Here is a 26,203-nt window from a genome sequence, read left to right on the forward strand (position 1 = left end):
CGTCAGTAGCCGGTCCGGTCGGGGAGCAGGCCCTGGACGTCGAGGCGGTTCGCCAGCAGGCCCGAGTTGTGCATCAGGTCGGCGACGCGCTGCAGCCGGATGCCGTTGAGCGACGCCGGGTACGAGCCGAGCGAGATCAGGGCGGCCGTCGTCGTGTCGATGTCGGAGAACTTCGGCAGCGCGTCGCGCACGATCGCCGGGTCGGTCGCGCTCTCCTGGGCCGTGCCCAGCGCGGTGCGGAACGCCTGGAGCGTCCGGGGGTTGGCCTGCGCGAACGGCTTGGCCGCCGCGTAGCCCGACAGCGGGAAGTCCAGCGTCGACCCGCGGGCGCCGTCGGCCAGGATGTGCGCGCCGAGGTCCTTCTCGGCGCGGGTGATGTACGGCTCGATCATCAGCGCGGCGTCCGCGTCGCCCGCCTGCAGGGCCTGCGGCATCCGGTCGAACGGCACCGCCTGGAACTTGATCTTCGCTTCGTCGACGCCCGCGGTGCCCAGCACCGAGCGGGCGACGAGCGCGCCGACGTCGTCGAGCATGTTCACCGCGATCTTCGGCGACCTCTTCGCCGTCGGCACCGTGTAGTCCGAATCCGGCAGGGTGACCAGGGCCATCGTGTTGGGGCCGGACGTGTAGGCCTCGCCCTGCAGCTGCAACGCCGTCCCGCCGGCCGCGGCGCGGAACATCGCGATGTCGGAGGCGAAGGTGACGTCGAGGTCGCCGGCGGCCAGCTTCGCGAGCCCGTCGTCCGCGCCGAGTTCGACGAGCTGCACGTTCAGGCCGGCGGACCCGAACTTCCCGGCCGAGACGGCGATCCGCAGCGGGGCCGTGTCGATGGCGTTGCCCACACCGACGCGCAGCGTGGTCCGCTCCAGCGGCGGCGGAGGCGCGGGCGGGCCGGAAGAGAACACGCTGCACCCCGCGGTCGCCAGGAGCGCCGCTACCAGCGGAATCAGCCGTCCGCGTCTGTTCATGAACCTTCACCTACCGCGAGAATCTGGTTCTCGTGCTGGATCGTATGGTCCGCGCCCCATACGATCGCGGGCAGGGCCGTATCGTGCCAGCGCGGCTTTCGGATCTTCATAGGGCGGGCTACCGTTCAGTAGGTTCGAGTGTCGTTCGATCCGCGGGTTCCCGCCCGCGGCGGAAAAGGAAACCAGGTGACCCGTCGCGACAAGCGTCCCCGCAAGGGCGGCGACGCGGCGGATCCGCGTCCGGCGGGTGGCCGCTGGCGGCTGCGGAACTGGCGTCTCGGCACGAAGCTCTTCGCCGTCCTCCTCATCCCGGCGCTCGCCGTGATCGCGCTCGTCGGCCTGCGGATCAGCTCCGACCTGCGCGACGCCCGGCAGCTCGCCGAGTTCGCCACGCGCGGCCGGGTCGACAGCACGGTCGCCGAAGCCTTGCACGAGCTGCAGCGCGAGCGCGACCTCACCGTGCGGTTCGTCGCCCAGAACCGGCAGGGCGACACCGCCGACCTCACCGCCCAGCGCGGCCGGGTCGACAAGGGCATCGGCACGTTCGAACGGACGCTCGCGGAAAGCAAGCCGCGGCTCGACGCGAAGGCCGCGGAAAGCCTGCAGCAGACCGACGACCGCCTGCGCGTGCTCGGTGGCCTGCGGTTTTCCGCGGAACACTCGGCCTTCCCCGCCGACGCCGTGCTGCGCTCCTACAGCGAGCTGATCTCCGGCCTGCTCGACATCAGCGACTCCGCCGCGGCCGACGTCGCCGACCCGGAACTCGCGCGGATGCGGCTGGCGGGCAACGCCCTCGCCCGGATCAAGGACCAGATGTCGGTCAAGCGGGCGGTGATGGCGGAGGCGCTCGCGTCGGGCACCCTCAACCGCGACCGCACGCGCGCGCTGCTCGGCGCGGAAGCCGAACTGGCCGCCGCGCGCAGCGACTACCGCACCTTCGCCACCCCCGACCAGCAGCGGATGTTCGACGACACGGTGATCGGCCTGGTCGTCGACATCGGCAACGACATGGTCGAATCCGCGCTCACCCGCACCGAAAACGGCCAGAACCTCTCGGGTCTCGACCCGAACCAGTGGGACACCTCGGCGACGCACACGGTGAATCTCGCCCACCAGGTGCAGCAGGCCCTGCTGGTCCAGTTGCAGGAACGCACGGACGCCCTTGCGGCGCAAGCGCGGACGGCCGCGCTGTGGGACGGCGGTGTCGTCCTCGGCGTCCTGCTCGTCGCCGGCGTGCTGTCGGTGGTCATCGCGCGGTCCCTGTTGCGCCCCTTGCGGATCCTCCGCCGGACGGCCCTGGAAGTGGCCGAGCACCGGCTGCCCGCGGCCGTGCAGAACCTGCTCACCGATCCCGAACCCGCCCCGGAGAACCTGCGGAAACGGCTCGCCGTCGCGCCCGTGCCGGTGTTCACCCGCGAGGAGCTCGGCCAGGTGGCGCGCGCGTTCGACGCGGTGCACGGCGAGGCCGTCCGGCTCGCCGGCGAACAGGCGATGCTGCGCGAGAACGTCAACGCGATGTTCGTCAACCTCTCGCAGCGCAGCCAGGACCTCGTCGAACGGCAGCTTTCGGTGCTCGACCGGATGGAGGCCGACGAGCAGGACCCGGACACCCTCGCCGGGCTGTTCGAGCTCGACCACCTGGCGACGCGGATGCGGCGCAACAGCGAGAACCTGCTGGTCCTGTCCGGCAACGACTCCGCGCGCGAGGACGCCGGGCCGGTGCCGGCCGACGAGATCATCGGCGCCGCGCTCTCGGAGGTCGAGCACTACCAGCGGATCGAGCTCGGGCCGGCGCCGCAGGTCGCGGTCCGCGGCGAGGCCGTCAACGACCTCGTGCACGTCGTTTCGGAGCTGCTGGAGAACGCGACGCGCTACTCCGGCGACGAGATGGTCACCGTGGCGAGCGCCGAAACCCACGACGGCGACTGGCAGATCGAGATCGTCGACCACGGGGCCGGCATGCCGCAGGCGGAGATCGACCGCACCAACGCGCGGCTCGCGCACCCGCCGGACGTCGACGTCGAGGTGTCGCGCCGGATGGGCCTGTTCGTCGTCGCGACGCTGGCCACGCGCCACCACATCGACGTCAGCCTGAGCGCGGGCGCGGACTCCGGGCTGGTCGCGACCGTGCTGGTGCCGGCGGCGCTGATCGTCGAGCTGCCGCCGATGCCGGCGCCACCGCCGCCCGCCGAGCCGGCCGCCGTCCCGGAACCCGAGCTGCTGGCACCGCTCGCCCCGCTGACGCCGCCGGAGCCGGAACCCGAGCCGGAGCCGGAAGAGCTGTCGCCGCCGTCGATCGAGGCCGGCCCGCCGCGCCGGGCCCCAGTGGTGGCTCGCGACCACCCGCCGGAGTGGCCGACCGTGGACGACGAGGCCCACCTGGACTTCGACGCCCCGACCGAGCGGATGCCCGCCTACCGCGACGTCCTGTCCCGCTGGTTCGACGCCTCCGCCGCGCCCGAACAGCCGCGGAAGCCGGCCGAGCCGCGCCCGGTCGCCGAGGCGCCCGAACCGCAGCCCCGTCCGGCCGAGCCCCAGCCGCGGCACGCGCTCGCCGCGCCGCCACCTCCGCTGCCGTCCCGGGAAGCTCCAGCTCCGCCGCTGCCTTCGCGGGAAGCCGCGCCCCCGCCACTGCTGCCGTCCCGGGAAGCCGCGCCCCCGCCGTTGCTGCCTGCCAGGGAGACTCCGCCCCTGCCTTCGGCGCGGGAAGCGGCGCCCCCGCCGTTGCTGCCTGCCCGGGAAGCTCCAGCTCCGCCGTTGCCTTCCCGCGAGACGCCGCCCCTGCCTTCGCGGGAAGCGCCGCTCTCCCGGGAAACCCCGGCCGAGGCGCCGATTTCCGGCGGAAGCTTCGCCCCCGAGCCCGTCGACTCCCCGCTTCTGCGGGAAATCGGCGAGCCGAGGCCGGACGACGAGGACACCGAACCGCGGCTGACGCCGGTCGCGCCGCCCGCCGCGGTCGAGCCCGCGTACGAGTGGCCGACCCCCGCCGAACTGGAGCAGGAGGACGGTGCCGAGGACACCTGGCCGTTCCTGCAGCCGCTGGATTCCGCGGCCAGCCCGGGAGCGGTGCCGGAACAGCGGCCGATACTCTCTCTTTCCCCGGAAGCGGTGCGCGAGCGGATGACGAGCCTTCAAGGCGGCTTCCGGCGAGGGCGGCATGCGAGGGGGGACGACACCCGGAACCAGTGAAACGGATTGAGGCATGAGCTCGAAGACGCCCCTGCTGGAAGTGATCGCGCTGGACGCGGCGGACGCCGAAAGCGCGCAGGCGGGCGGGGCCGACCGCCTCGAACTGGTTGCGGACATGGCACAGGACGGCCTGACGCCGTCGGTCGGAACCCTGCGGGACGTGCTCTCGGCGACCGACCTCCCGGTGCGGGTCATGCTGCGGGACAACGGTTCCTTCGCCGTCGGCGACCTGGAAGGGCTGCGCGCGGACACCGCCCGGCTGATCGACGCGGGTGCGCGGGAATTCGTCTTCGGCTTCCTCAACGTCGACAGCGAGATCGACCTCGACGCCTGCGAGGCGCTGATCAAGGAGGTCGACGGCCTGCCCTGGACGTTCCACCGCGCCATCGACCGCACGCGCGACCCGGTGCGCGCCTACGACCAGCTGGCCTCGCTCGGGTGTGACACCGTGCTCGCCGCCGGTCACCCGAACGGCGTGGGCAGCGGCCTTTCGGTGCTGCAGCGGCTCGCGCAGCGCGACGGCGGCCCGGAGCTGCTGGTGGGCGGCGGTCTGCGTGCCCAGCAGGTGCACCTCCTGCGCGCGGGCGGTGTCCGCGGATTCCACGTCGGCAGCGCGGTGCGGCCGGACGGCTGGCAGGCGCCGGTGGACGCCGCGACCGTGCGAACCTGGGTCGAGCTCGTCAAATCCTGATCGATTACGCCGTTCTCGCGCAGGATCGGCGGAGTAGAACGATTTCTTCCGTTGTTCTCGCGTGCCCGTGGCAATCGTGAACCGGCACGCGAAATTGCATCCGCCGCGTGCAGTGTCGCGCTGGGCGTTGCGCGTGCCGCTGCACGAGCATTTCCAGCTTTGACCTGGTTGGTGGCTGATTTTGCGGTGATCGGCTGGCTACGGTTGTCCCGCATTTCGCGATCCGGCCGATCTTCAAGGAATCGATCTGCAGTGCGGGAGGCGGCGCCGTGTGCGCGCGTATTCAGTTCGAGAACTCGTTGCGAGGACAACAGGAAACCAGGATGCCGACGATCAGGTGGATTTCCGTCACCTGGGGGCGGCTGATTCCCCGCGGAACCCGCCCGGGCGCGGCCGCGGCGAGCCGGAAGGCCGAATCGTGACCAGCGCGATACCGCGCCAACGCGGAACCGGAACCTCCGAAGACGATTTCGCGAAACTGGGGCTCGGCGGCTCCCTGGCCCTGACCGGGCTGCTGGCCGTCGTCAAGATCGCGGAAACCGCCACGGGTGTGGTGCTGACCGCCACCGGGGTGCTGCCCGGTGCCAGTCCCTCGAAGGAGCGGGCTCCGGCCTGGCCGGGAGGGGAATGAGCAGGGCTGCCCGATCGGCAGCTCTCTACGGACGGAGGGCTGCCATGACCGGCAGTGACGGGCGGGACGAACGGAGCGGTACGCGCGTGGGTCTCGCCGACGTGCGGCAGCTCGAAGACAGCGTCGCCGAGCTGAGGGCGCTGGACTACCGGTACGGCGGCGGTTCGTGCCGGGTGGCCGTGGAGTCGCGGTTGCCCGCGGCCGCGGCCCTGCTGGACGGCGAGGCGAAGACCGTGGTCCAGGCGAGGCTCTACACCGCCGTCGCCGACCTCTACAACCTGGCCGGCTGGACCAACTTCGACCAGGACCGCCCGGCCGCCGCGCTGGAGGCGTTCGCGCGGGCGCTGGAGCTGGCCGTCGAGGCCGGGAACGACGATCTGCAGGCCAACATCCGGTACCGCGTCGGGCGGCTGCACCTGCACTACGACGCGGTCGACGCGGCGCTGATCGAGTTCGCGCGGGGCCGCGAGGCGGCCGTCTCGGCCCACTCCAAGCTCGCGCAGGCGATCCTGTCGGCCAACCAGGCGTGGGCGCACGCCCGGAAGGCCGACGTCACCGGCGCGCTGACCTACCTGCGCCGCGCCCGCCAGGAGTTCGCGGAGGCGGAGGGCCGCGAACCGTCGCCGTGGGCGGCGTTCTTCGGCCCCACCGACATGGCCGCGATGGTCGGGACGGTGCACGGCGAACTGGCGCAGATGGTCGACGTCCGCCACGGCCGTGACGGCATCCCCGCGCTCACCGAGGCGATCGGGGGGTACGAGCGGGGCATGACGCGCAGCCGCTCGCTGACGCTGATCTGGCTGGCCACCGTGCACGCGCTGGACGGCGATCTCGACATCGCCATCACGGTCGGGGAGGAGGCCGTCGAGCTGGCCGGCGCGCTGCGGTCGCCGCGGGTGCGGCAGCGGCTGCACTCGCTTTCGGCGGCCGCCCGCCGGTTCTCCGGTCACGCCGACGCCCGGGAGATCGTCGACCGCGTCGACAGTCTCGGACATTCCGGACGCTAATCGAATGATCAGCCAAAGGTAAACGTATTGGAAAATGAAAATGGGATCCGTCGAAGACCGGCCAAAAGTAGGTTCCTCGGCGTGATCGCGGTTTCTTATGCTTCTCGGCAACCTGCGGCGAGCATTCCGCGCAGGCCCGGTCCCCACCGCCGAGAGGAAATTCCCCATGCGCTTGCGCAAGCTCGTCGCGGCCGCTGTGCCGCTGCCGGCGTTGCTCGGCCTCGCCGTGGCCGTCCCGGCCGCCGCGGCGTCGGAACCCCTGGTCACGCTGGCCGACAACGCCGCGCCGCTGATCAACAGCGCCCGCACCGGTGACGTCGCGGCCGACCGCCCGATCACCGCCGCGCTCTCGCTGAAACTGCACAACCAGCAGGCGCTCGAAAAGTTCCTCGCCGACGTACAGAATCCCGCTTCGCCGCAATACCACCGGTTCCTGACTCCGGCACAGTTCAATGCCAGGTTCGGCCCGACCCAGGCCGACGTCGACAAGGCCGTCTCATTTCTCGGGAAAGCCGGGCTGAGCGGGATCGAGGTTTCCGGCAACCGGCAGGCCGTCACGTTCACCGGCTCGGCGGCGCAGCTCGAGTCGGCCTTCCGCACCCGGATCGGGACCTACCACGACCAGGCGTCCGGGCGGGACTTCTTCGCCAACGACGCCGTCCCGGCCGTGCCGGCGAGCGTCTCGGACGTCGTGGGCGGGGTCGTCGGCCTCGACGACCACGCGGTGCGCACGCACTCGGCGAAGCCGCTGGCGCAGCCCAACGTCGTCAAATCCGTCACCCCGCCGGTGCTCAAGACCGCGTACGGCACCGGCGGCCTGTCCGCGACCGGCCGCGGCGTGAACGTCGGCTTCGTCGAGTTCGACGGCTACCAGAAGTCCAACATCACCAAGTACGACAGCACGTACGGCCTGTCCGCGGGCACGGTGACGACGGTCGGCGTCAGCGGCGCGAACTACGACTCGTCGCCGGGCGACGGCCAGATCGAGGTCGAGCTCGACATCGAGGTCGTGCACGCCTTGGCCGCGGCGGCCAACGACTACGTCTACGAGGCACCGAACTCGAGCGCCGGCGAACTGGCGATGTACCAGAAGATCGCCTCGGACGCGAAGGTGAACGTCGTCTCGATCTCCTGGGGCGCCTGCGAAGCCGCCGAAGGTTCGAGCGCGGCGAAGAGCGTCAGCAGCGCGATCGCGACCGGCACCGCGGAAGGCATTTCGTACTTCGCCGCGGCCGGCGACGACGGCACGACCGACTGCTACCGCCAGACGGGCTCGGCGGCCAAGGGCGTCGACTTCCCGGCGTCCAGCCCGAATGTGACCGGCGTCGGCGGGACGAAGCTGAGCGTGACATCGGCCAACGGCTACAGCAGCGAAGTGACCTGGAACGACGGCAACAGCGGCGGCTCGACCGGCGGCGGCATCTCGACGGTCTTCACGGCGCCGTCGTGGCAGTCCTCGCAGAGCACGACCTACCGCAAGGTGCCGGACGTGTCCGCGGACGCCTCCCCGACCTCGGGGTACTACATCTACAGCGCGGGCAGCTGGGGAACGGTCGGCGGCACGTCGGGCGCGGCCCCGCTGTGGGCGGCCTTCGCGACGCTGCAGAACCAGGTGCACGGCGGTGGTCTGGGCAACCTGAACCCGAAGTTCTACTCGATCGGCAACGGTTCCTCGTACGGCACCGGGTTCCACGACGTGACCTCGGGCAACAACAGCATGCACGGCACGACCGGCTTCACCGCCGGGACCGGGTACGACCAGGTGACCGGCTGGGGTTCCTTCAAGGGCACCGGGCTGTCCGGCCTGCTCGGCTGAGTACGTGACCAGCGGCGCAGGGCCGGCTTACCCGGCACTGCGCCGCTTGGGGGACTTTGCTTCGCAAGACTAAGCGTTAACCTGGGCGGCATGATCAAGCGCACGGTGCTGGACGCCACCCGTGAACTCCTCCGCGAACTGGGCCTCACCACGGTGTTCGGCAACCCCGGCACCACCGAGGTGCCCTTCCTCACCGACTGGCCCGACGACTTCGACTACGTCCTGGGCCTGCAGGAATCCGCCGTCGTGGCGATGGCCGACGCCTACGCGCAGGCCACCCGCCAGGCGGTGCTGGTCAACCTGCACTCCGCGGGCGGGGTCGGGCACGGCCTCGGCAGCCTCTTCAACGCCTACCGCAACCGGACGCCGATGATCGTCGTCGCCGGGCAGCAGATCCGGTCGCTCATCCCGCACGAGCCCTTCCTCGGGGCCCTGGAAGCGCCCGAATTCCCGAAGCCGTACGTGAAGTGGTCGATCGAGCCCGCCTCCGCCGAAGACGTCCCGGCCGCGCTCGCGCGGGCCTACCACGTGGCCACGCAGGCGCCGTCCGGTCCGGTGTTCGTGTCCGTCCCGGCCGACGACTGGTCCGTCACGACCGAACGGCCCATCGTCTCGCGGCCGCGGATCCGCGGCTACGCCCCCGATCCCGAAGCCGTCGACGAGCTCAACACCGCGCTGGAAGCCGCCGAACGGCCGGCCATCGTGGTCGGGGGAGCCGTCGACCAGGACGGTGCCGTCGTCGAAGCCGTCGCGCTCGCCGAGCGGCTCAACGCCGCCGTGTGGGTCGCCCCGATGTCCTACCGCTGCTCGTTCCCCGAAGACCACCCGCTGTTCCAAGGGTTCCTCGATCCCGAACGCGGGGCCGTCGCCGACACGCTCGCGCCATACGACCTCGTCGTCGTGCTCGGGGCGCCCGCCTTCACCTACCACGTCGACCGCGGGCGCGGGGAAGCTCCGCTGCCGCCGCTGTTCATCGTCAGCGACGACGAGCAGGTCCTCGCGCGTGCCTTCGAAGGCACCGGCATCCGCGCCACGCCGAAGCTGGGCATCCGCGCGCTGCTCAACGTCGTCGAGCGCAGCACGCGGCCGGCGCCGGCCCCGCGGCAGCGCCCGGCCAAGCCGAGCGGCGACGCGCTGACCGGCGAACTCGTCTACTCGACGCTCGCGGAGCTGTTGCCGGACAACGCCCTGGTCGTCGAGGAGGCACCGAGCCACCGCGGGATCCTGCACGACCACCTGCCGATCACGGCCACCGACACCGGCTTCCTGACGATGGCCAGCGGCACGCTCGGCTACGGCGTCCCCGGCGTGGTCGGGGCGGCGCTCGCCCGCCCGGACCGCAAAGTCGTCGGCGTGATCGGCGACGGCTCGAGCATGTACGGCATCCAGGCCCTCTGGACGGCGGCCCGCGAGGAACTGCCGGTGACGTTCGTGATCCTGGACAACTCCGAGTACGCGGCGGTCCGCATCCTGGGTGACGCCATCGGCGGCGCGAAGCTGCCGGGCACCGAACTGGGCGGCATCGGCTTCGCGGCCTTGGCGGAGAGCATGGGCTGCCACGGCGTGACGATCACCGAGCCGGCGGAGCTGGCCCCGGGCCTCACGGCGGCACTGGCCGACCCGCGCCCGACGCTGGTCCACGTCCGGGTGGCGGCGTCGTCGAAGTCGCTGTACTGACGCCTCGTGAGTGGTAAAGCGGGTTCTAACCCGCTTTACCACTCACGACGGGCCGCGGCAGGGCACTAGCTGCGGGTCTTGCTCTCCCGGACGTCGTCCGAAGCCCGCTCGGCCAGTTCCCACTCGGCGGCGTCGGACGCGGCCGTGGCGGCCTCTTCCGGCGAACCGCCGTGCAGCAGCCGGGCCACTTCGCCGCGCAGGGTCACGAACTCCGCCGACTCGCGCGTGGTGATCTGGTCCCGCGCGGCGGGCAGGCCCACCGGCAGGTCCGCCACGATCGACGCCGGTGACTTCGACAGCACCAGGACGCGGTCGGACAGGTACACGCTCTCGTCGATGTCGTGCGTGACGACGAGGACCGTACTGCCCTGCTCGCGCTGGACGCGCCGGGTCAGGTCCTCGAGCTCGAAGCGGGTCTGGGCGTCGACCGAGGCGAACGGCTCGTCCATCAGCAGCAGGGCCGGGCGGCTGGCCAGCGCGCGGGCGATCGACACCCGCTGCTGCATGCCGCCGGACAGCTGCCACGGGTACTTGCCGCCGACGCCGGACAGGCCGACCTGTTCGAGCGCCTCGGCCGCCCGCGCACGTCGTTCGGCCTTCGAGATCGGCCGCCACCGCAACGGGAACTCGACGTTCTTCTGCACCGAAAGCCAGGGGAACAGCGAGCGGCTGTAGTCCTGGAACACGACGGCCAGGTCGTCCGGCACGCCGGAGACGCGGTCGCCGTGCAGGCTGACCGTGCCGGCGGTCGGCCGGGTCAGCCCGGCGATGCAGCGCAGCAGCGTCGACTTCCCGCAGCCCGACGGGCCGACGATGCTGGCCAGCTGCCCGGCTTCGACGGTGAACGAAAGGTTGTTCACCGCGGTGTGCGCCTTCGCGCCGGCGCCGTAGGTGTGGCTGAGGCCGGCCACTTCGAGCATGGTGGACATGGGAGAGGCCTTTCGAAGCATCAGTCGCGGCCGAGGCGGGCCGGCTGCCAGGCCAGCACCCGCCGCTCCGCGGCCAGGAAGATCGTGTTGAAGACGTAGCCGAGGATGCCCAGCAGCACCAGCCACGACCACATGGTCGGGAATTCGAAGTCCTGCTGGGCGTTCAGCAGCGACCGCCCGATGCCGTTGTACGCCCCGACGAGCTCGGAGACCACCATCAGCAGCAGCGAGATCGACAGGCTGACCCGCAGCCCGGCGAAGATCTTCGGCGCCGCCGCCGGCAGCACGACCATGCCGAGCCAGTACGCCTTGGGCGTGCGGAACGACCGCGCGGTCTCCTCCTTCACCTGGTCGACCGAGCGGGCCCCGTCGACCGCGTTGAGCAGCACCGGCCACACCACGCCGAAGACGATCGACCCGATCTGCATGCCCGAGCTCAGCCCGAACAGCACCGCGAACACCGGGATCAGCGTCGGCGGCGGGATCGAGCGGAAGAACGCGAACAGCGGGCCGACGTAGTCCATCGCCGTCGCCGACCGGCCGAGCAGCACGCCGAGGACGATGCCGACGACCGCGGCCGCTCCCCAGCCGCCGAGCGTGCGGCCGAGGCTGGGGAACACGTTGTCGAACACCGCGTCGGTGAGGAACAGGTGGGACGCGGGCCCGGTGAACCACAGCTTCGCCGCCGTGGCCGCGATCTCCGTCGGCGGCGGGAAGTACTTGCTGCCGCCGGCCCGGGCGGCGAACTCCCACACGACCACCAGGATCGCGAACAGCAGCCAGTTGCGCAGGACCGCGGTGGCGCCGCGCGCCGCGCGCCGGCCCACCCGGCCCGACAGGGTCGCCGCCGTCACGCGATCGCCTCCCGGTCCACCGTGCTCCACCGGAACAGCCGCTTGCCGAGCTGTTCGAGCCCCTCGTTGATGAGGTAACCCAGTGTCCCGGCGACCACCGTGCCCGCCAGGACCAGGTCGAACCGGACCGAACCGGTGCTGGCGACGATGATGAAGCTGCCGAGCCCGAGCTGGGAACCGGCCAGGAACTCGACGCTGACCACGGCGATCAGCGCGATGGTCGCCGACAGCCGGACGCCGGTGAAGACGAACGGCGCGGTCTGCGGCAGCGCGACCGACGACAGGATGCGGAACCGGCTGGTCCCGCACGCCCGGGCGGTCTCCATCAGCACCGGGTCGATCTCGCCCATGCCGTAGATCGTGTTGAACATGATCGGCCACAGCGAGGCGTAGGCGGCGAGGGTGATCTTCGCGTCGGGGCCGGAGCCGATCACCAGCAGCACCAGCGGAACCAGCGCGGTGACCGGGATCGGCCGCAGGAACTCCACGATCGCGGCGGTGGCCGTGCGCAACGCCGGGATGCTGCCCAGCAGGAGCCCGGCGGGTACGCCGATCGCGATCGCCACGACGATGGCGATCACCCAGGCCAGCATCGTGGCGACGATGTCCCGGATGAACTCGGGGTCGCCCAGCAGGTTCCCGACGGTGCCCAGCACGACGCTGGGCGGCGGGGTGAACGTCTTGTCGACCAGGCCGACCTGGACGACGACCTCCCAGAGCAGGAGGAAGCCGGCCAGGCCGACCAGGCCGCGAAGCAGTTTTTTCACGACGAACGCGTCAGCTGGTCGCCTGCGGGGCGATCATCGGCGCGGCGTCGACCTTGCTGGTGATGACGCCCATCTGCAGGAGCAGGTCGGGCACCCGCTGCAGGCGCCGGGCGTCCAGGACGGAGCCGTAGCCGGGCAGGGTGAGCAGCTTGGCCGTGTCCTCGTCGATCTTCGCGTACTTGACCAGCAGCGGCTCGACCTTCGAGCGGTCGTTGATCGCGTCGCTGGTGGCCTTCTTCATCGCCCGCTGGAAGGCCGCGAGGGTCTTCGGGTTGCCCTGCACCCACTTCGTCGTCGAGCCGTAGCCGGTCAGCGGGAAGTCCTGGCTGGCGCCGGTGTTGATGTCGATGACCGGCGTCGCGCCGACGGTCTTCGCCGCCTGCGTGAGCATCGGTTCCGGCATGTAGGCCGCGTCGACCTGGTTGTCCTTCAGCGCCGCCGCCATGTTCGGCAGCGGGACCAGCACCCAGTTGACCCCGTTGAAGTCGACGCCGTGGTCCTTCATGACGGACTTGGTGAGGATGTCGGACGCGGTGTTCTTGGCCGTGATCGCGATCCGCCTGTCCTTCAGGTCGTTGACCGTCTTGACCGGCGAGTTCGGCACCGTGACGATGGCGTTGCTCTTCGCGTTCACCGACGTGCCGTCGGCGACCAGCTGGACGTCCTCGCCCTTGCTCTTGGCGACGAAGAACGGCGTGTACGTCGAGAGGGCGATGTCGACCTCGCCGGAGATCGCTTTCTGCATCGACTCCTGGCCGCTCTTGGCGACGACCTGCTCGACCTCGAGGCCCTCGGCCTTGAAGTAGCCGCCGTCGAGTGCCAGCCAGAAGGGGCCGAGGTCCGTGGTCGGCATGATCGAGACCTTGATCTTCGACTTCTCCAGGCTGCCCCCGTTCGACGAGGCGTTCGAGCCGTCCGCGCCGAGCGCACTGCAGCCCGTGAGGGCTGTGGCTGCTGCGACGGTGAGGGCGAGCCCGAGCGCGGCGCGGCGAGTGCGAACCCGGCCACTGCTCATGGCGTTTCCAAGCAAGGCCTGCTCCTTGAAGAAAAGTGACGGTTGAGGAACCGATTCCGATGGAAGTGCGTGACTCATTCTCGGAACCACCCGGGCCACTGTAGAGAACGTGACAGCTTGCTCACAATGGGTGGAATCACTACCTAACCGAGTGGCGCACATCACTCTTTCGGCCTCTGGTCTAGACCCACTGCTCCACTCGCCGTAGCCGTTCACCCAGCGTAGGGTGAGGTTCTTGAATCGGCGACGACTGCTGTGTGTCGACTGAGCGAACGCTGTGCAAGATTGAGCGGGTCCTGTCGGGAGGGTTACATCTTCCCCTGCCGTTCGCTACCCTCTGCACCTGCGGGGAGGTATCAACCTCCGATGTAGTGAGAGAGAGTGCCTGGATGGCCGATCAAGAAGTGCCACTTCGGTGTACCAGCACACACTGTGCTTTTCCTGAGAGAATCTTCCCCGCGAAGACCACTGCCTGGCCGGGCACAACCGCCGCGCCGGTGGGTTAGGCCGACCAACAGACCGATGCAGGATCAGCGCAGGGACCCGACCGTGATGCTCGAGCTGAACCGATTCCGTCCGCACGGACGGGGTTCAGGAACCCCCAGTGGCGACACTGAAGACGATCTTTTCACCCGTACGGGTAGCGTCTGGCGCTGGGCTCCTTCCGATGGGCCGGAGCGCCGGAAGGCCGGGAGCGTGCAGACGAGTGGCTGAGGAGAACGCGATGCGCCCTGGCGGGCGCTGGACCGACCAGGGTTTCCCGAGCACGAACGATGATGGTGGAGCGGCGGTGCCGAACGAAGACGCCGCGGGGGTGGGAGGGGCCCCCGCGCAGTCGCCCGGAGCGGATCCGGGCCGGAAGGCCGGGCTGTTCTCCGGCATGCGCGACTGGCGGCTGCGGTCCAAGCTGGCCGCGGTCCTGATCATCCCGACACTGACGGCGCTCGCACTGGGCGCGGTACGCGTGATCGACGACGCCCGCGAGGCGGCCGAGTTCCAGCGCACCGCCGACCAGGTCGCGTTCGCCGTCAAGGTCACCACAGTGGTGCACGAGCTGCAGAACGAGCGGTCGCTGGCGGTCGCCCGGATCTCCTCGCAGAACCAGCTGCTGCAGACCGGGCTCGACGCGCAGATCGCCAAGGTCGACCGCGAGGTCCAGGACCTGCGCGCCGCGAAGAACTCCCTCGAGTTCGACGACCAGGCGACCGGGGACCGCTACTCCCGCGGCCTCCAGCGCCTGGACGCCCTGCGCCCGCTGCGGGCGGCGTTCAACACCCAGAACAGCCTGCCCGACATCACGGTGCTGACCGCCTACTCGGGCATCATCGACTCGCTCATCGAGCTCGGCCGCGAGGTCACCACCGCGGTCACCGACCGGGACGTGCTGCGCCTCGGCACGAGCACGCAGGCGATCAGCGAGGCCAAGGAGTTCACCACCCGCTCCGACGCCGAACTGCAGATCGCGGCGTTCCGCGGCAACTTCCCCGGCGACCTGCTGGACCAGACGCGCGCGTCGGCGTCCAGTGCCGACGCCTCGGTCGCGGCCTTCCTCGCGAACGCCGACGACGACCAGCGCCAGCTCTACAACGACACCTACTCCGGCCCGGAGGTCGACGACCGGCGGCGGATCCAGACCTCGGCGTTCTCCTTCGCCCAGCTGGGTGACCCGCCGAACATCGACACCACCGCGCTCGGCAAGGACAGCACCGTGTCGGCCGACAAGCTGCACGCGGTCGAGTCGAACCTGCTGGCCCAGCTGAAGACCCGCGCCGACGACCTCGCCACGCAGGCGGTCAACTCGGCGTGGATCGGCGGTGCCGTGGTGCTCGCCGCGCTGGCGCTCGCGGTCGTGCTGATGCTCATCGTCGCCCGCCTGATGCTGCGCCCGCTGCGGGTGCTGCGGAAGAGCGCGCTGGACGTCGCCTACACCCGGCTGCCGGAAACCGTGCAGGCGATCCTGGACGACCCGGACCCGGTCGGCGCCTCCAAGAAGGCCGTCCAGCCGGTGCCCGTCACCTCCCGCGACGAGATCGGCGAGGTCGCGCGGTCGTTCGACATCGTCCACGAACAAGCCGTCAAGATGGCCGCCGAGCAGGCCCTCCTGCGCGAGAACGTCAACGGCATCTTCGTGAACCTGTCCCGCCGGTCGCAACGGCTGGTGGAACGCCAGCTCGGCGTCATCGACCGGCTGGAAGCCGACGAGCAGGACCCGGACCACTTGGCCAGCCTGTTCGAGCTCGACCACCTCGCGACGCGGCTGCGGCGCAACGGTGAGTCCCTGCTGGTGCTCTCCGGCGCCGGCCTGGCGAAGTCGGTGCCCAAGCCGGTGCCCGCCGCCGACGTCATCGGCGCCGCGGTGTCCGAGATCGAGCAGTACGCCCGGATCGAGGTCGGCATCGTGCCCGACGTCGCGGTCCAGGGCCTGGCGATCCACGACCTCGTGCACGTCCTCGCGGAGCTGCTCGACAACGCGACCTACTTCTCCGAGCCGGAGACGAAGGTCATCGTGCGGGCCGTGGTGACCCGCCGCAAGGCGCTCGCCATCCAGGTCACCGACCACGGTGTCGGCATGAGCGAGGAGCGGCTGGCCGAGGTCAACGCGCGCCTGGCCGACCCGCCGGACCTGGACGTGTCGGTGACCCGGCGCATGGGTCTGTACGTGGTTTCGCGGCTGGCCAAGCGCCACGGCATCGAGGTCCGGCTGCGCGAGAACGAGGACATCGAAGGCGGCGTGATCGCCCGGGTCGTCGTCCCGGCCGAGCTGCTCACCCAGCTCCGCCCGGGCATGCAGCGGCAGACGCCGCCGCCGGCGAACCGCTCCGAGACGTCGATGTCGATGCCGAGCATCCCGATCCCGGCCGCGCGCTCGGACTTCGACCAAACGCAGTCGTTCGCGCAGACGCCGCCGGCACCTTCGGCACCGCCGCCCCCACCGCCGCCGCCGGTGCACGAGCCCGTGGCGAACCAGGGCGGCCTGGTGCCGCTCGACCAGCCGATCAGCCTGGACGACCTGGTCAGCGGCGGCCGCGCGGCGGGTCCGTTCCTCTCGCCGGAACTGCCCAAGCCCGAGACGCCGGCCTGGCCGACCGCCGAGGACCTGGCGCCGCTGACACCGTCGTCGAACGGCGACGGGGCCAGCTCGCGGGCCGCCGACACCCAGTTCGCGCCGCTGGTGCTGCCCAAGCGCGAGCCGAAGTACGTGCCGCCGGAGGAGCCGCCACCGGCACCGCCGCCCGCGGCCGAGGTCGGATCGTCGGCGCTCGAGGACGATGTACCCACCCGGCGGTTGCCGATCTACCAGTCGGTGCTGTCACGCTGGTTCAGTGAGGGTGACGACTCGGCCGCCGACCCGGTGCCGCCGCAGAGCAGCGAGGGCGAAGACCCCAACCTGCCGCCGCTCACCGGTGGCGGCGAGCCGCCCGCGGCACCCGTGCCGGCCGAGCCGTCCCGCGACGAGCTCCAGCCGACCGCGGCGACCCGGCACCCGCTCCTCCCCGCCGACGACGGCTGGCACAGTGCCTCCGACGACGGCTGGCAGGCGGCGCAGTCGCTGCTGGAGTCCAAGAACGAGGAGATCACCCCGGCCGGGCTGCCCAAGCGCGTCCCGAACGCCTACCTGGTGCCGGGGTCGATCAGCAGCCCTTCGGTCGACGCGCCGCCCCAGAACAGCTTCGCGGACAACACGGCGGGCATGCCCGGAACGGGTGCGATCACCCGCTCGGCGTCCGCGGCGCGGAGCCGGATGGCAAGCTTCCAACGGGGCTACACCTCGGGACGGCACGCCTTGAAGGAACTCCCGGCCGAAGAGCAGCTGCAGGACAGCAGGGTTCCGGGGCGTGGCAACACCACAGACAGCAGTGAGGAGTGAAAGTGACACGGGCGGGTGCAATGCAGCCGGGTGGCTCCGTGCCGAACGGCCAGGCGCATGCCAAGGCGAACAATGCCGGCAGCTTCGCTTGGCTGATCACGGATTTCGTGCACCGGGTGCCCGGCGCGGCCCACGCGGTCGTGGTTTCGGCCGACGGCCTGCTCCTGGCAGCCTCGCGAGGCCTGCCGAAGGACCGGGCGGACCAGCTGGCGGCCGTGGCTTCGGGGCTCACCAGCCTCGCGCGCGGCGCGGCCAAGGTGTTCGAGGGCGGCACGGTGGCGCAGACCGTGGTCGAGATGGCCAACGGTTTCCTCTTCCTCATGTCGGTTTCCGACGGTTCGTGCCTGGCGGTTCTGGGGTCGCCGGAGAGTGACATCGGCCTGGTCGTCTACGAGATGACCTTGCTGGTGGAGCGGGTCGGCCAGCAGCTGACTCCGGAGATGCGGGCCCAACTGCAGGGTGCGGCCGTCCGCCGCTGAGGACCTGGGAACCGAGGAGAGAGCCGTGGACGACGGGCGCTTGAGGGGTGATGGCCGGCTCGGTGACGACTTCTCCGGCGGGTGGTCCGACCAATCGGACGAAAGCCGCGAGGACTGGCAGTCGTTCCGGGATCGCGTCGACCGCGAGTGGCGCGCGCGGCGGGTGCAGGCCTCCGACAGCGACCCCGTGCGGGAGCCGCCGAACTGGCTGACCGACAGCAATGCCGGGCAGGAACCGCTGCGGCCGATCGCCGGCGGCACCGAGTACCGCGACCGCCTCCTCGGCGGTCCGGGCGCGGAGCTGTTCGGCGGTTCGAGCGGGCCGCTGTACGACGCGCACGAGTTCGCCGCGTACAGCGCCGAGCGGGACTTCTCGTCGGGACCGGACTCCAGTGAGTTCGCCGCGGCCCTGCCGCAGCAGGCCCACCAGGAGTACGTGGACACGCCGCCGGCGACGGAGATGGAGACGTCCGGCCTGGTCCGGCCGTACTTCCGGACCCGGGGCCGGACGAAGGCGACGCTCGACCTGGCCATCGAGGCGCTGATCTCGACCAGCGAACAGGGCCGGATGCTCGACCGGGTCCGGGTGCCCGAGCACCGGTCGATCTGCGACCTGTGCCTCGACACCAGGTCGGTGGCCGAGGTGGCGGCGCTGCTGCGCCTGCCGCTCGGCGTGGTGCGGGTGTTGATTGGTGACGTGGCGGGCCTCGGGCTGGTGCTGGTGCACTCCAGCAGCCCGACCGTGGGCGACCGCCCGAGTATCGAGTTCATGGAAAGGGTGCTCAGTGGGCTTCGGAGAATTTGACTCCGACGCGAACGCGCCGCAGGTGACGGGTCCGACCTCGTCGGCCAAGATCGTGGTCGCCGGCGGGTTCGGTTCGGGGAAGACAACGTTGGTCGGGGCGATCTCCGAGATCGACCCGCTGACCACCGAGGCCATGATGACCGAGGCCAGCGTCGGGCACGACGACACCTCGGCCACGCCCAACAAGACCACCACTACCGTGGCGATGGACTTCGGGCGCATCTCGCTGGACTCGGACCTGGTGCTGTACGTGTTCGGCACCCCGGGTCAGCACCGGTTCTGGTTCATGTGGGACGACCTCGCGGTCGGCGCCATCGGCGCGGTCGTGCTGGTCGACACGCGGCGGCTGGCCGACGCGTTCCCGTCGATCGACTTCTTCGAGAACCGGAAGCTGCCCTACGTCGTGGCCATCAACTGCTTCGACCGGCTGCTGCACCACCAGATCGAGGACGTCCGGCACGCGCTGACCATCGCGCCGTCGGTCCCGATCATGGCGTGCGACGCGCGCGAGCGCGAGTCCGCGAAGCAGGTGTTGATCTCGGTCGTCCAGCACGCGATCGCGCACGATTCGGCGTTGCGCGCGGGATAGCCCATGACGCCCCGATCCGGATGCGGCCGTTGGAGTGAACTCCGCGGGCTTCACCCACTTCGGGGAGTGCCGTCACCGTCCGCAGGAGCAGCCGGCCGGTCCGGGCCCCGGGCTTCCGGCCGAGCTGGGTCTGACCTGCGTCGATGCCGCACGGGTGCGAGCCGTGGGGTGTCCCCCGGACGGGGGAGGCGGGGCGGGCTGCCGCCGAACTCGGCCGGGTGCCCACGTAGGGTGCGCAGCGGCCGGCCGGTGGCGGACTCGACACCACCGGCGGTGCGAATACGCTTTACCGTGGCGTCGCCGACCGGCCGTGCCGGGCGCTCCGGGGTGCGGCGGGCGACGCCGCACGAGCAAGGAGGAGCAGGAGTGACGGCTTCCGGCCAGGGTTCGTTCGGCTGGCTCATCACGGACTTCGTCCGCCGGGTACCCGGTGCCGCGCACGCCGTTCTGGTGTCCGCGGACGGGTTGCTGCTGGCGCCGTCGGAAGGGCTGCCCCAGGAACGCGCCGAACAGCTGTCGGCGGTGGCGTCCGGGCTGATCAGCCTGACGGCGGGGGCCGCGCGCTGCTTCGAAGCGGGTGGCGTCAACCAGACCGTGGTGGAGATGGAGCGCGGCTACTTGTTCCTGATGTCCGTTTCGGACGGCTCGTCGCTGGCCGTGCTGGCCGCGCCGACGTGCGACATCGGCACGGTCGCGTACGAGATGACCCTGCTCGTCGAGCGGGTCGGCCAGCAGATCACCCCCGAGCTGCGCGCCCAGCTGCAGGGTGGCGTGCGTGGGTAGGGCGAGATGAGGATTTCGGGATTCGACGATCCGGACTCCAGCGGCTGGGACGCACTGCACCGCGGCACCGAGCGCGAGGGTTTCGATTCGCCCAGCAAGTTCGACATGTCGACGCTGTCGATGATCATGCCGAAGCGCAAGCCGTCCCGCCCACAGCCGGACGCGGAGGGCTACACGGACGAGGACACCCGCGAGTGGGGCTCCTCGGCCGACGACGAGGAAGAGTACGTCGCGCCCGAGCCCGTCGAGGACGAGCCCACGGGCCGCCGGGCCAGGCGTTCACGCTCGTACGCGGGTGAGGACGACCGCCAGGAGCCCGCGGGCTACCACGGCAAGCGCTCTCCGGAGGTGGGCGAGGATTACGCTCGCCCGGAGTCCGGGGGATTCGCGACCCGGCGCTCGCCGGAGGTGGGCGAGGATTACGCCCGCCCGGAGTCCGGCGGGTTCCCGACCCGGCGCCCGCCGGATTTCGGCGATGACTCCGTCCGCCCGGAGCCTGGCGGGTTCCCGAGCCGGCGCCCGCCGGATTTCGGCGACGAGTCCGTCCGTTCCGAGTCCGGCGGCTTCCCGACCCGGCGCCCGCCGGACTACACCGCCGATGAGCACGACCGCCGGGCCCCCGGTGGCCTCCCGGGCCGGCGGGCGCCCGACTTCTCCGGCGATGAGCCCGCCCGCCCGGCGTTCGGGGGCTACCGGAACCGCCGCGCGCCGGAGTCCGGCGACGAGCCGCCCCTTCCGGACCCCTTCGGCTACCAGGGCACCCACTCGCCCGTCGTGGCCGATGACGGTTACGACCCCGTCGAGCCCGAGTGGCAGGACGGCGAGCGGTTCGAGCCGGAACCCCCGCCGCTGGAGCCCGCGTGGACTCCGCCGCGCGGTGCCCGCCCGCCCGCTCCGCCGAGCCACCAGCGGTCGGGCCCGCGGCCGCCCGCGCTCCGTCCGCCCGCGCCGCGGCCACCGGCGCCGGTCTCGCGGCCGCACCCGGTGGCCCCGCCGGTGTCGCGGCAGGCGGCGCCCCCGCCCGCGTGGGCCCCACCGCCCGCCGACTGGACACCGCCGCCGGACCCCGAGACCCGCTGGATCCCGAACCCGGAACCGTGGGAGGACCCGGCCTGGAACGAGCCGGCCCGCGTGGTGAGCCCGGTGCCCGTCGCTTCGCCCGGGTCGCGGGTCCGCCCGTACACCCGCACCGGCGGCCGCACCCGGTCCGACCACAACCTGGCGCTGGAAGCCCTCGTCTCGACGTCCGACGACGGGCGCCGCTACCGCGGGGTCCGCTCGGTCGAGCACCGCCGGATCTGCGACCTGTGCCTGGACACCCGGTCCGTCGCCGAGATCGCCGCGCACCTGCGGCTGCCCCTCGGCGTGGTGAAGGTGCTGGTCGGCGACATGGCCGACATCGGCCTGGTGCTGATCCACCAGACCGAGCTGATCCTCGGCGACCGGTCGTCCCGCGAGTTCATGGAGCGCGTGCTGGCCGGCCTGCGCGCCCTCTAGCCGCCGGCGAGGTCCAGGACCAGGGTGTTGCCCGGACCCGGGATGACGGCGTTGATCATCGGCGTCGCCGAGCCGCAGTTTTCGAACGCCCCGATCGCGTAGGTCGCTTCGAGACGCCCGCCCGTGCTGACGGCGAAGTCGTCCGACGTCAGTTCGGTCGTGAGCGGCTCGGCTGTCCGGCACTCGTCGCCGACGTCGTAGGTCACGCCGCCGACGCGGACGTCGGAGAGCGCCACCGGCCAGGTCGCCGCGCCGGAGAAGCCGCCGGAGAGTGCGCCCTCGGCGTGGCCGGGGCCGAGCGTGACGGTGCCGCTGACCCGGCCGACGCCGGGCAGCGACCGGGTCACCTCGACCGGCGGCAGCGTGATCGTCCCGGAGAAGGTGCCGGGCCCGGTGTCCAGCTCGGCGCGGCCCGGCCCGAGCTCGAGATCGACGTCCGGCTTCGCGATGTGCGTGGTCCCGCGGACGGTGTACGCCGAGTGGCCCGCCACGGCGAAGCCCGTGCCGCTCACCACCGCCGCGGCCACCAGCGCCGTGACCCGCGTCCCCTGCTTCATGATCCAGGCCTACCACCGGCCCGGACGGTCCGGCGGGGGATTCACCGGATCCGGCGTCAGTCCTCCACGAGCGCCGCGGACGTGATGCGGTGCAGCGAGTAGCGCTCGTTGTTCTCGCCTTCGAGGACCCCGCCGCCGACGCGCACCGGCCGGACCACGCGCTGGCTCGCCGTGCCCCGGGAGTCCACGAACCCGATCCACACCTCGCGGCGCTCCAGCGTCGCCCGGGACAGCAGTTCGAGCGTCGCCGACGTGTCGGCACCCCCGCCGACCGGCGCGCGCACCGCGGATCCGCGGCGGCGGGCCGAAGCCGCGTCGCCCGCGCGGAGGTTGGACACGATCCGGGCCGCCTGGTCCTCGGTCAGCACCGCCTGCTCGCCCGGGCTGCGGCGGGCCGCCCGGGCCTTCGCCGGCAGGCGGCGGCCGCCGGGCCGGATGTCGACCACGCGGCCGTCCGGACCCTCCGCCGCCGGGGCGAACCCGGCGCCGCGCAGCGCCGCCAGGACCTCGTGCAGCGGGTCCGGGCTGATCACGACGGTCGGCGCGATCAGCCGCAGCGCGTGTTCCGCCGCGACCGGGTGGGCCAGCACCTCGGCCAGCAGCGCCTCGTCGTCGCAGCGCAGGAAGGACGCCGCGACGCCGCCGCGCAGCCGTCCGTGCCGCCGGGCGACGTCGTCGATCAGGTAGCTCAGCCCCTGCGGCACCGGCGTCGCCGACTTCGTCTTGAACAGCGCGTGCAGCTCGTCGGCCGTGCGGCCGGTGTCCAGCGCGCGCCGCACCGACGCCTCGGTGATCCGGTAGACCGTCGCGTGCCCCGCCGATTCGACGTCGGCGGTGGCGGAGATTTCCGCCGCCAGCTCCGGTTCCAGCGGCCCGGGCGCGACGACCGTCAGGTCGGCCTGCAGCAGCACACGGTCCACCGGCGCGGGGAGGGCGTCCAGGATCGCCTCGACCGCGCCCGGCCGGTCCTCGGCGAGCAGCGCGCGCGTCGCCGTCGTGACGCCGCCGAGCCCGACGATCCCCAGCGCGCTCGCTTCGGCCATCGTCCAGCGGACGGTCTCGTCCCGCAGCCGCCCGCCCCGGCGCGGCGCCCGCCAGGCCAGCACGGCGACCAGTTCGTCGACGCTCTTCACGCCGGAGCCCCGGGGCAGGTCGGCCAGCGCGGCGAGGATCCGCCGCCGTGCGACCGGCGCCAGCGGGCGGCGCAGGTCCTCCGACAGCGGCGCGATCGGCTTGTCCTTGGCGTCGCGGCCGCCGGCCATCCCGGGCAGCCGCGGCAGCTCCAGCCACGCCTGGGCGAGCGTCATCCACCGCTGCGCGGTCGGCGACGCGAGCCACGAGTCGGTCAGCGTCGTCGGCACCCACTCGGGGACGGACGCTTCGCTGTCGGCGACGAGCCCGGCGCCCACGGCCAGCTCGGCCACCAGGATCGCCTGCGTGTCGTCGATCTCGAGGTCCTTGGCGAGCTTCTTCAGCTCCCGCACGCCGAGGCCGCCGGACTTGAGCACCGGCGGCGGCGCGGCCGACCACGCGCGCAGCAGGGCTTCGGTGTGGCGCAGGAACTCCATCGCCTCACCGGCCGCCGCTTCGTCCAGAGTGGACGGCTGGTGCGGGTGGACCGGCAGCTCGGGCTCGGTGAGCGTGCCGGGCGCGAACGCCCCGCCGCGCACCGCCATGCCGAGTTCGCGCGGCAGCTCGACGGTCTGGTCGTCGCGCCGCAACAGCAGGCCGCGGGCGAGCAGTTTCTGCACCGGCGTCTCGGCCTTCTCCAGCGAGAGGTCGAGGCCGGCGTCGCGGGTGCGGCCGATCGGCGGGCCGGCGGCGAGGGCGGTCAGCACGCCGCGTTCGTCGTCGGACAGTTCGGCGAGCCGGGCGCCGAGGTCCTCACCGGCCAGCGCCGGCGAAGAGGTGCCCAGCCCGGCCGGGAACGGCCCGAGCGCCTCCCGGGCCGCGGGCGGCACGCGCAGGGCGTCGTCGGGGCCCCAGGTCAGCGCCCGCGAGCGCAGGCACGCCAGCGGTGCGGCGATGTCGGCGCCGACGAGCTTGGCGACGTCTTCGACCGGCACCGGGTCGCGATCCGCGCCGGCGAGCAGGCAGGCTTCGAGCACGGCCAGGGTGAAGGTGTCGAGGTCCTCGCAGGCGCGCGCGACCGAGCCCGGCGTGCCGGCCCGGGTGGCCAGCACCGTGCTGTCGGAGGGCGGGGGCGTGGACAGGTCGCGCCGCGTGCGGAGCAGCTCTGCGAGTGCGTCGTCGGACTCCGCACGCAGCCAGTCCGCCAAAGAGGTCGCGGGCATAGAAGACCAGGGTACCGGGCGGTTGCGCCGGGCTGCCGGGCCTCAGGCAGACTGTCTGCCTAAGACCGTCGTGCGGCTGTGGAGGACGTTGTGGCCAAGGGTGAGAAGAAGCACAAGGGCGTCGACCCGACCTGGCCGGGCGAGGCCGGCGAGCACCCGGTGACCGAGCTCGCGTCCGACCGCCAGGGCGCGCTGTCGCCGTTCGGCGACATCACCTTCCCCCTCGACACGGTGCCCTACGTGCACCCGGAGACCGAGATCAACCGCTGACCGCATAGTTACTGGTCAGTACCGGTATCGGCCCCTCGTGAGGGCGGTCACGGGAGTAGGTTTCCTCCCGTCCCAGCCCACCTTTCCCACCACGGGGGTAGTGCCATGCCGGTTCCCGGTCCCGGATATTCGATCACCGTCCGGGTGGAGGCCCCGGCCTCGGTCACGGCGGCCGGTGACCTGACCGCGGCCGTCGGGCGCGTCGGGGGCGTGCTGACCGCGTTCGACGTCGTCGAGTCCCACTCCGACTCGATCGTGGTCGACATCAGCGCCAACGCGCTGTCGGAGAACCACGCGAACGACATCACCCAGACGCTCGACTCGCTGCCCGGCGTCCGCGTCCGCAAGGTTTCGGACCGGACGTTCCTGATCCACCTCGGCGGCAAGATCGAGGTCACGCCGAAGGTCGCGCTCCGCAACCGTGACGACCTCTCCCGCGCCTACACCCCGGGGGTGGCCCGCGTCTGCCAGGCGATCGCCGCCAACCCCGAGGACGCCCGCCGGCTGACCATCAAGCGCAACACCGTCGCGGTGCTGACGGACGGCTCGGCGGTGCTCGGCCTCGGCAACATCGGCCCGGCCGCGGCGCTGCCGGTGATGGAGGGCAAGGCGGCGCTGTTCAAGAAGTTCGCCGACGTCGACGCGTGGCCGGTGTGCCTGGACACCCAGGACACCGAGGAAATCATCCTGATCGCCAAGGCGCTGGCCCCGGTGTACGCGGGCATCAACCTCGAGGACATCGCGGCCCCGCGCTGCTTCGAGATCGAGAAGCGCCTGCGCGAGCAGCTCGACATCCCGGTGTTCCACGACGACCAGCACGGAACGGCGATCGTGGTCGTCGCGGCGCTGCGCAACGCCCTGCGCGTGGTGGGCAAGAGCATCGAGGACTGCAAGATCGTGGTCAGCGGCGTCGGCGCGGCCGGCTCGGCGATCATCCGCCTGCTGCTGCAGAAGAACCCGGGCGACATCGTCGCGGCGGACATCGACGGCATCGTGCATTCGGCGCGCGGCAACCTCGACGACAACCTGGCCTGGATCGCGTCGCACACGAACAAGGAGCAGGTCAGCGGCACCCTGCACGAGGCACTGGTGGGCGCCGACGTGTTCATCGGCGTGTCGGCCCCCAACCTGTTCGGAGCCGACCAGGTGGCGACGATGAAGCCGGACGCGGTGGTCTTCGCGCTGGCCAACCCGGACCCGGAGATCGACCCGCTGGAGGCCCAGAAGCACGCCGCGGTGGTGGCGACGGGCCGCAGCGACTTCCCGAACCAGATCAACAACGTCCTGGCCTTCCCGGGCGTGTTCCGGGGCCTGCTGGACGCCAACGCGCACAACATCGACGACTCGATGCTGCTGGCCGCGGCGGACGCGATCGCGGACGTGGTGGACAACGGCAAGCTGAACGCGTCGTTCATCGTGCCGAGCGTGTTCGACAGCGCGGTGGCCCCCGCGGTCGCCGAGGCGGTCCGGAAGGCAGTGCTCGCGGAGCGCTGAGCTGCAGGCGACCCGCGCCCGCG

Annotated in this window: 21 protein-coding genes; 14 read left to right on the forward strand and 7 right to left on the reverse strand. The window is 71.7% G+C overall.

All coding sequences use genetic code 11. The annotated features are described in order from the left end of the window. Positions 1-2 precede the first annotated feature (2 nt). A complete protein-coding gene (locus ACWEF6_RS26420) occupies positions 3-968 on the reverse strand; it encodes an ABC transporter substrate-binding protein (RefSeq protein WP_449685392.1) in 966 nt (321 codons plus the stop codon). A 186-nt stretch (positions 969-1,154) separates the two neighbouring features. Between ACWEF6_RS26420 and ACWEF6_RS26425 the strand changes: the two genes are divergently transcribed. From ACWEF6_RS26425 to mdlC, 6 genes are all read left to right on the forward strand, one after another. Beyond that, complete coding sequence (locus tag ACWEF6_RS26425; RefSeq protein WP_449685393.1) at positions 1,155-4,157, forward strand: sensor histidine kinase; 3,003 nt, start codon at positions 1,155-1,157, stop codon at positions 4,155-4,157. Between the two features lie 13 nt (positions 4,158-4,170). Further along, the gene (locus ACWEF6_RS26430) at positions 4,171-4,848 is read left to right on the forward strand and encodes a copper homeostasis protein CutC (RefSeq protein ID WP_449685394.1); all 678 of its coding nucleotides are present in this window, start codon (positions 4,171-4,173) and stop codon (positions 4,846-4,848) included. Positions 4,849-5,119: 271 nt separating this feature from the next. Beyond that, complete coding sequence (locus ACWEF6_RS26435; RefSeq protein ID WP_449685395.1) at positions 5,120-5,479, forward strand: hypothetical protein; 360 nt, start codon at positions 5,120-5,122, stop codon at positions 5,477-5,479. A gap of 44 nt (positions 5,480-5,523) precedes the next feature. Continuing rightward, positions 5,524-6,486, forward strand: coding sequence for a hypothetical protein (locus tag ACWEF6_RS26440; protein WP_449685396.1), 963 nt, complete (start codon positions 5,524-5,526; stop codon positions 6,484-6,486). Between the two features lie 166 nt (positions 6,487-6,652). After that, on the forward strand, positions 6,653-8,302 hold the full coding sequence (locus ACWEF6_RS26445) for a S53 family peptidase (protein WP_449685397.1): 1,650 nt from the start codon (positions 6,653-6,655) through the stop codon (positions 8,300-8,302). A gap of 90 nt (positions 8,303-8,392) precedes the next feature. Further along, positions 8,393-9,979 carry a benzoylformate decarboxylase gene (mdlC, locus tag ACWEF6_RS26450; protein WP_449685398.1) on the forward strand — a complete coding sequence of 529 codons (1,587 nt, stop codon included), beginning with the start codon at positions 8,393-8,395 and terminating at the stop codon, positions 9,977-9,979. A gap of 65 nt (positions 9,980-10,044) precedes the next feature. On the opposite strand, the gene ACWEF6_RS26455 is transcribed toward mdlC, so the two are convergent. Genes ACWEF6_RS26455 through ACWEF6_RS26470 form a run of 4 tightly spaced genes read right to left on the reverse strand, consistent with a single transcriptional unit; the run spans position 10,045 to position 13,544 of the window. Next, positions 10,045-10,908 (reverse strand): ABC transporter ATP-binding protein, encoded by an 864-nt coding sequence (locus ACWEF6_RS26455; protein ID WP_449685399.1) that lies wholly within the window; start codon positions 10,906-10,908, stop codon positions 10,045-10,047. A gap of 20 nt (positions 10,909-10,928) precedes the next feature. Then, on the reverse strand, positions 10,929-11,762 hold the full coding sequence (locus ACWEF6_RS26460) for an ABC transporter permease (RefSeq protein WP_310968738.1): 834 nt from the start codon (positions 11,760-11,762) through the stop codon (positions 10,929-10,931). Further along, positions 11,759-12,529 carry an ABC transporter permease gene (locus ACWEF6_RS26465; protein WP_449685400.1) on the reverse strand — a complete coding sequence of 257 codons (771 nt, stop codon included), beginning with the start codon at positions 12,527-12,529 and terminating at the stop codon, positions 11,759-11,761. The genes ACWEF6_RS26460 and ACWEF6_RS26465 overlap by 4 nt, the downstream gene beginning before the upstream one ends. Positions 12,530-12,539: 10 nt before the next feature. Further along, positions 12,540-13,544: an ABC transporter substrate-binding protein gene (locus ACWEF6_RS26470; protein ID WP_449685401.1), complete on the reverse strand. Its 1,005-nt coding sequence runs from the start codon at positions 13,542-13,544 to the stop codon at positions 12,540-12,542. Positions 13,545-14,268: 724 nt separating this feature from the next. Here ACWEF6_RS26470 and ACWEF6_RS26475 point away from each other — a divergent pair. The 6 genes from ACWEF6_RS26475 (at position 14,269) to ACWEF6_RS26500 (ending at position 21,565) form a co-directional block, all read left to right on the forward strand. Beyond that, positions 14,269-17,412 (forward strand): sensor histidine kinase, encoded by a 3,144-nt coding sequence (locus ACWEF6_RS26475; RefSeq protein WP_449685402.1) that lies wholly within the window; start codon positions 14,269-14,271, stop codon positions 17,410-17,412. 20 nt (positions 17,413-17,432) lie between these two features. Then, positions 17,433-17,891: a roadblock/LC7 domain-containing protein gene (locus tag ACWEF6_RS26480; RefSeq protein ID WP_310969662.1), complete on the forward strand. Its 459-nt coding sequence runs from the start codon at positions 17,433-17,435 to the stop codon at positions 17,889-17,891. A 25-nt stretch (positions 17,892-17,916) separates the two neighbouring features. Then, entirely contained in the window at positions 17,917-18,696 is a 780-nt protein-coding gene (locus ACWEF6_RS26485; RefSeq protein WP_310968734.1) for a DUF742 domain-containing protein, read from the forward strand. Then, complete coding sequence (locus ACWEF6_RS26490; protein ID WP_043776338.1) at positions 18,677-19,285, forward strand: GTP-binding protein; 609 nt, start codon at positions 18,677-18,679, stop codon at positions 19,283-19,285. The genes ACWEF6_RS26485 and ACWEF6_RS26490 overlap by 20 nt, the downstream gene beginning before the upstream one ends. Positions 19,286-19,651: 366 nt before the next feature. Beyond that, complete coding sequence (locus tag ACWEF6_RS26495) at positions 19,652-20,068, forward strand: roadblock/LC7 domain-containing protein (RefSeq protein ID WP_043776340.1); 417 nt, start codon at positions 19,652-19,654, stop codon at positions 20,066-20,068. 6 nt (positions 20,069-20,074) lie between these two features. Beyond that, positions 20,075-21,565 (forward strand): DUF742 domain-containing protein, encoded by a 1,491-nt coding sequence (locus ACWEF6_RS26500; RefSeq protein WP_449685403.1) that lies wholly within the window; start codon positions 20,075-20,077, stop codon positions 21,563-21,565. Here ACWEF6_RS26500 and ACWEF6_RS26505 read toward each other — a convergent pair. Further along, positions 21,562-22,122, reverse strand: coding sequence for a hypothetical protein (locus ACWEF6_RS26505; protein ID WP_449685404.1), 561 nt, complete (start codon positions 22,120-22,122; stop codon positions 21,562-21,564). The two genes, ACWEF6_RS26500 and ACWEF6_RS26505, sit on opposite strands and share 4 nt — an antisense overlap. Positions 22,123-22,178: 56 nt before the next feature. Continuing rightward, positions 22,179-24,416, reverse strand: coding sequence for a helicase-associated domain-containing protein (locus ACWEF6_RS26510; protein ID WP_449685405.1), 2,238 nt, complete (start codon positions 24,414-24,416; stop codon positions 22,179-22,181). Positions 24,417-24,506: 90 nt separating this feature from the next. On the opposite strand from ACWEF6_RS26510, the gene ACWEF6_RS26515 reads away from it, so the two are divergent. Next, positions 24,507-24,686 carry a hypothetical protein gene (locus tag ACWEF6_RS26515; protein ID WP_176174556.1) on the forward strand — a complete coding sequence of 60 codons (180 nt, stop codon included), beginning with the start codon at positions 24,507-24,509 and terminating at the stop codon, positions 24,684-24,686. Positions 24,687-24,791: 105 nt separating this feature from the next. Next, the gene (locus tag ACWEF6_RS26520; protein ID WP_449685406.1) at positions 24,792-26,180 is read left to right on the forward strand and encodes a malic enzyme-like NAD(P)-binding protein; all 1,389 of its coding nucleotides are present in this window, start codon (positions 24,792-24,794) and stop codon (positions 26,178-26,180) included. Positions 26,181-26,203 lie beyond the last annotated feature (23 nt).

The sequence above is a fragment of the Amycolatopsis sp. NPDC004772 genome, from assembly GCF_053601215.1.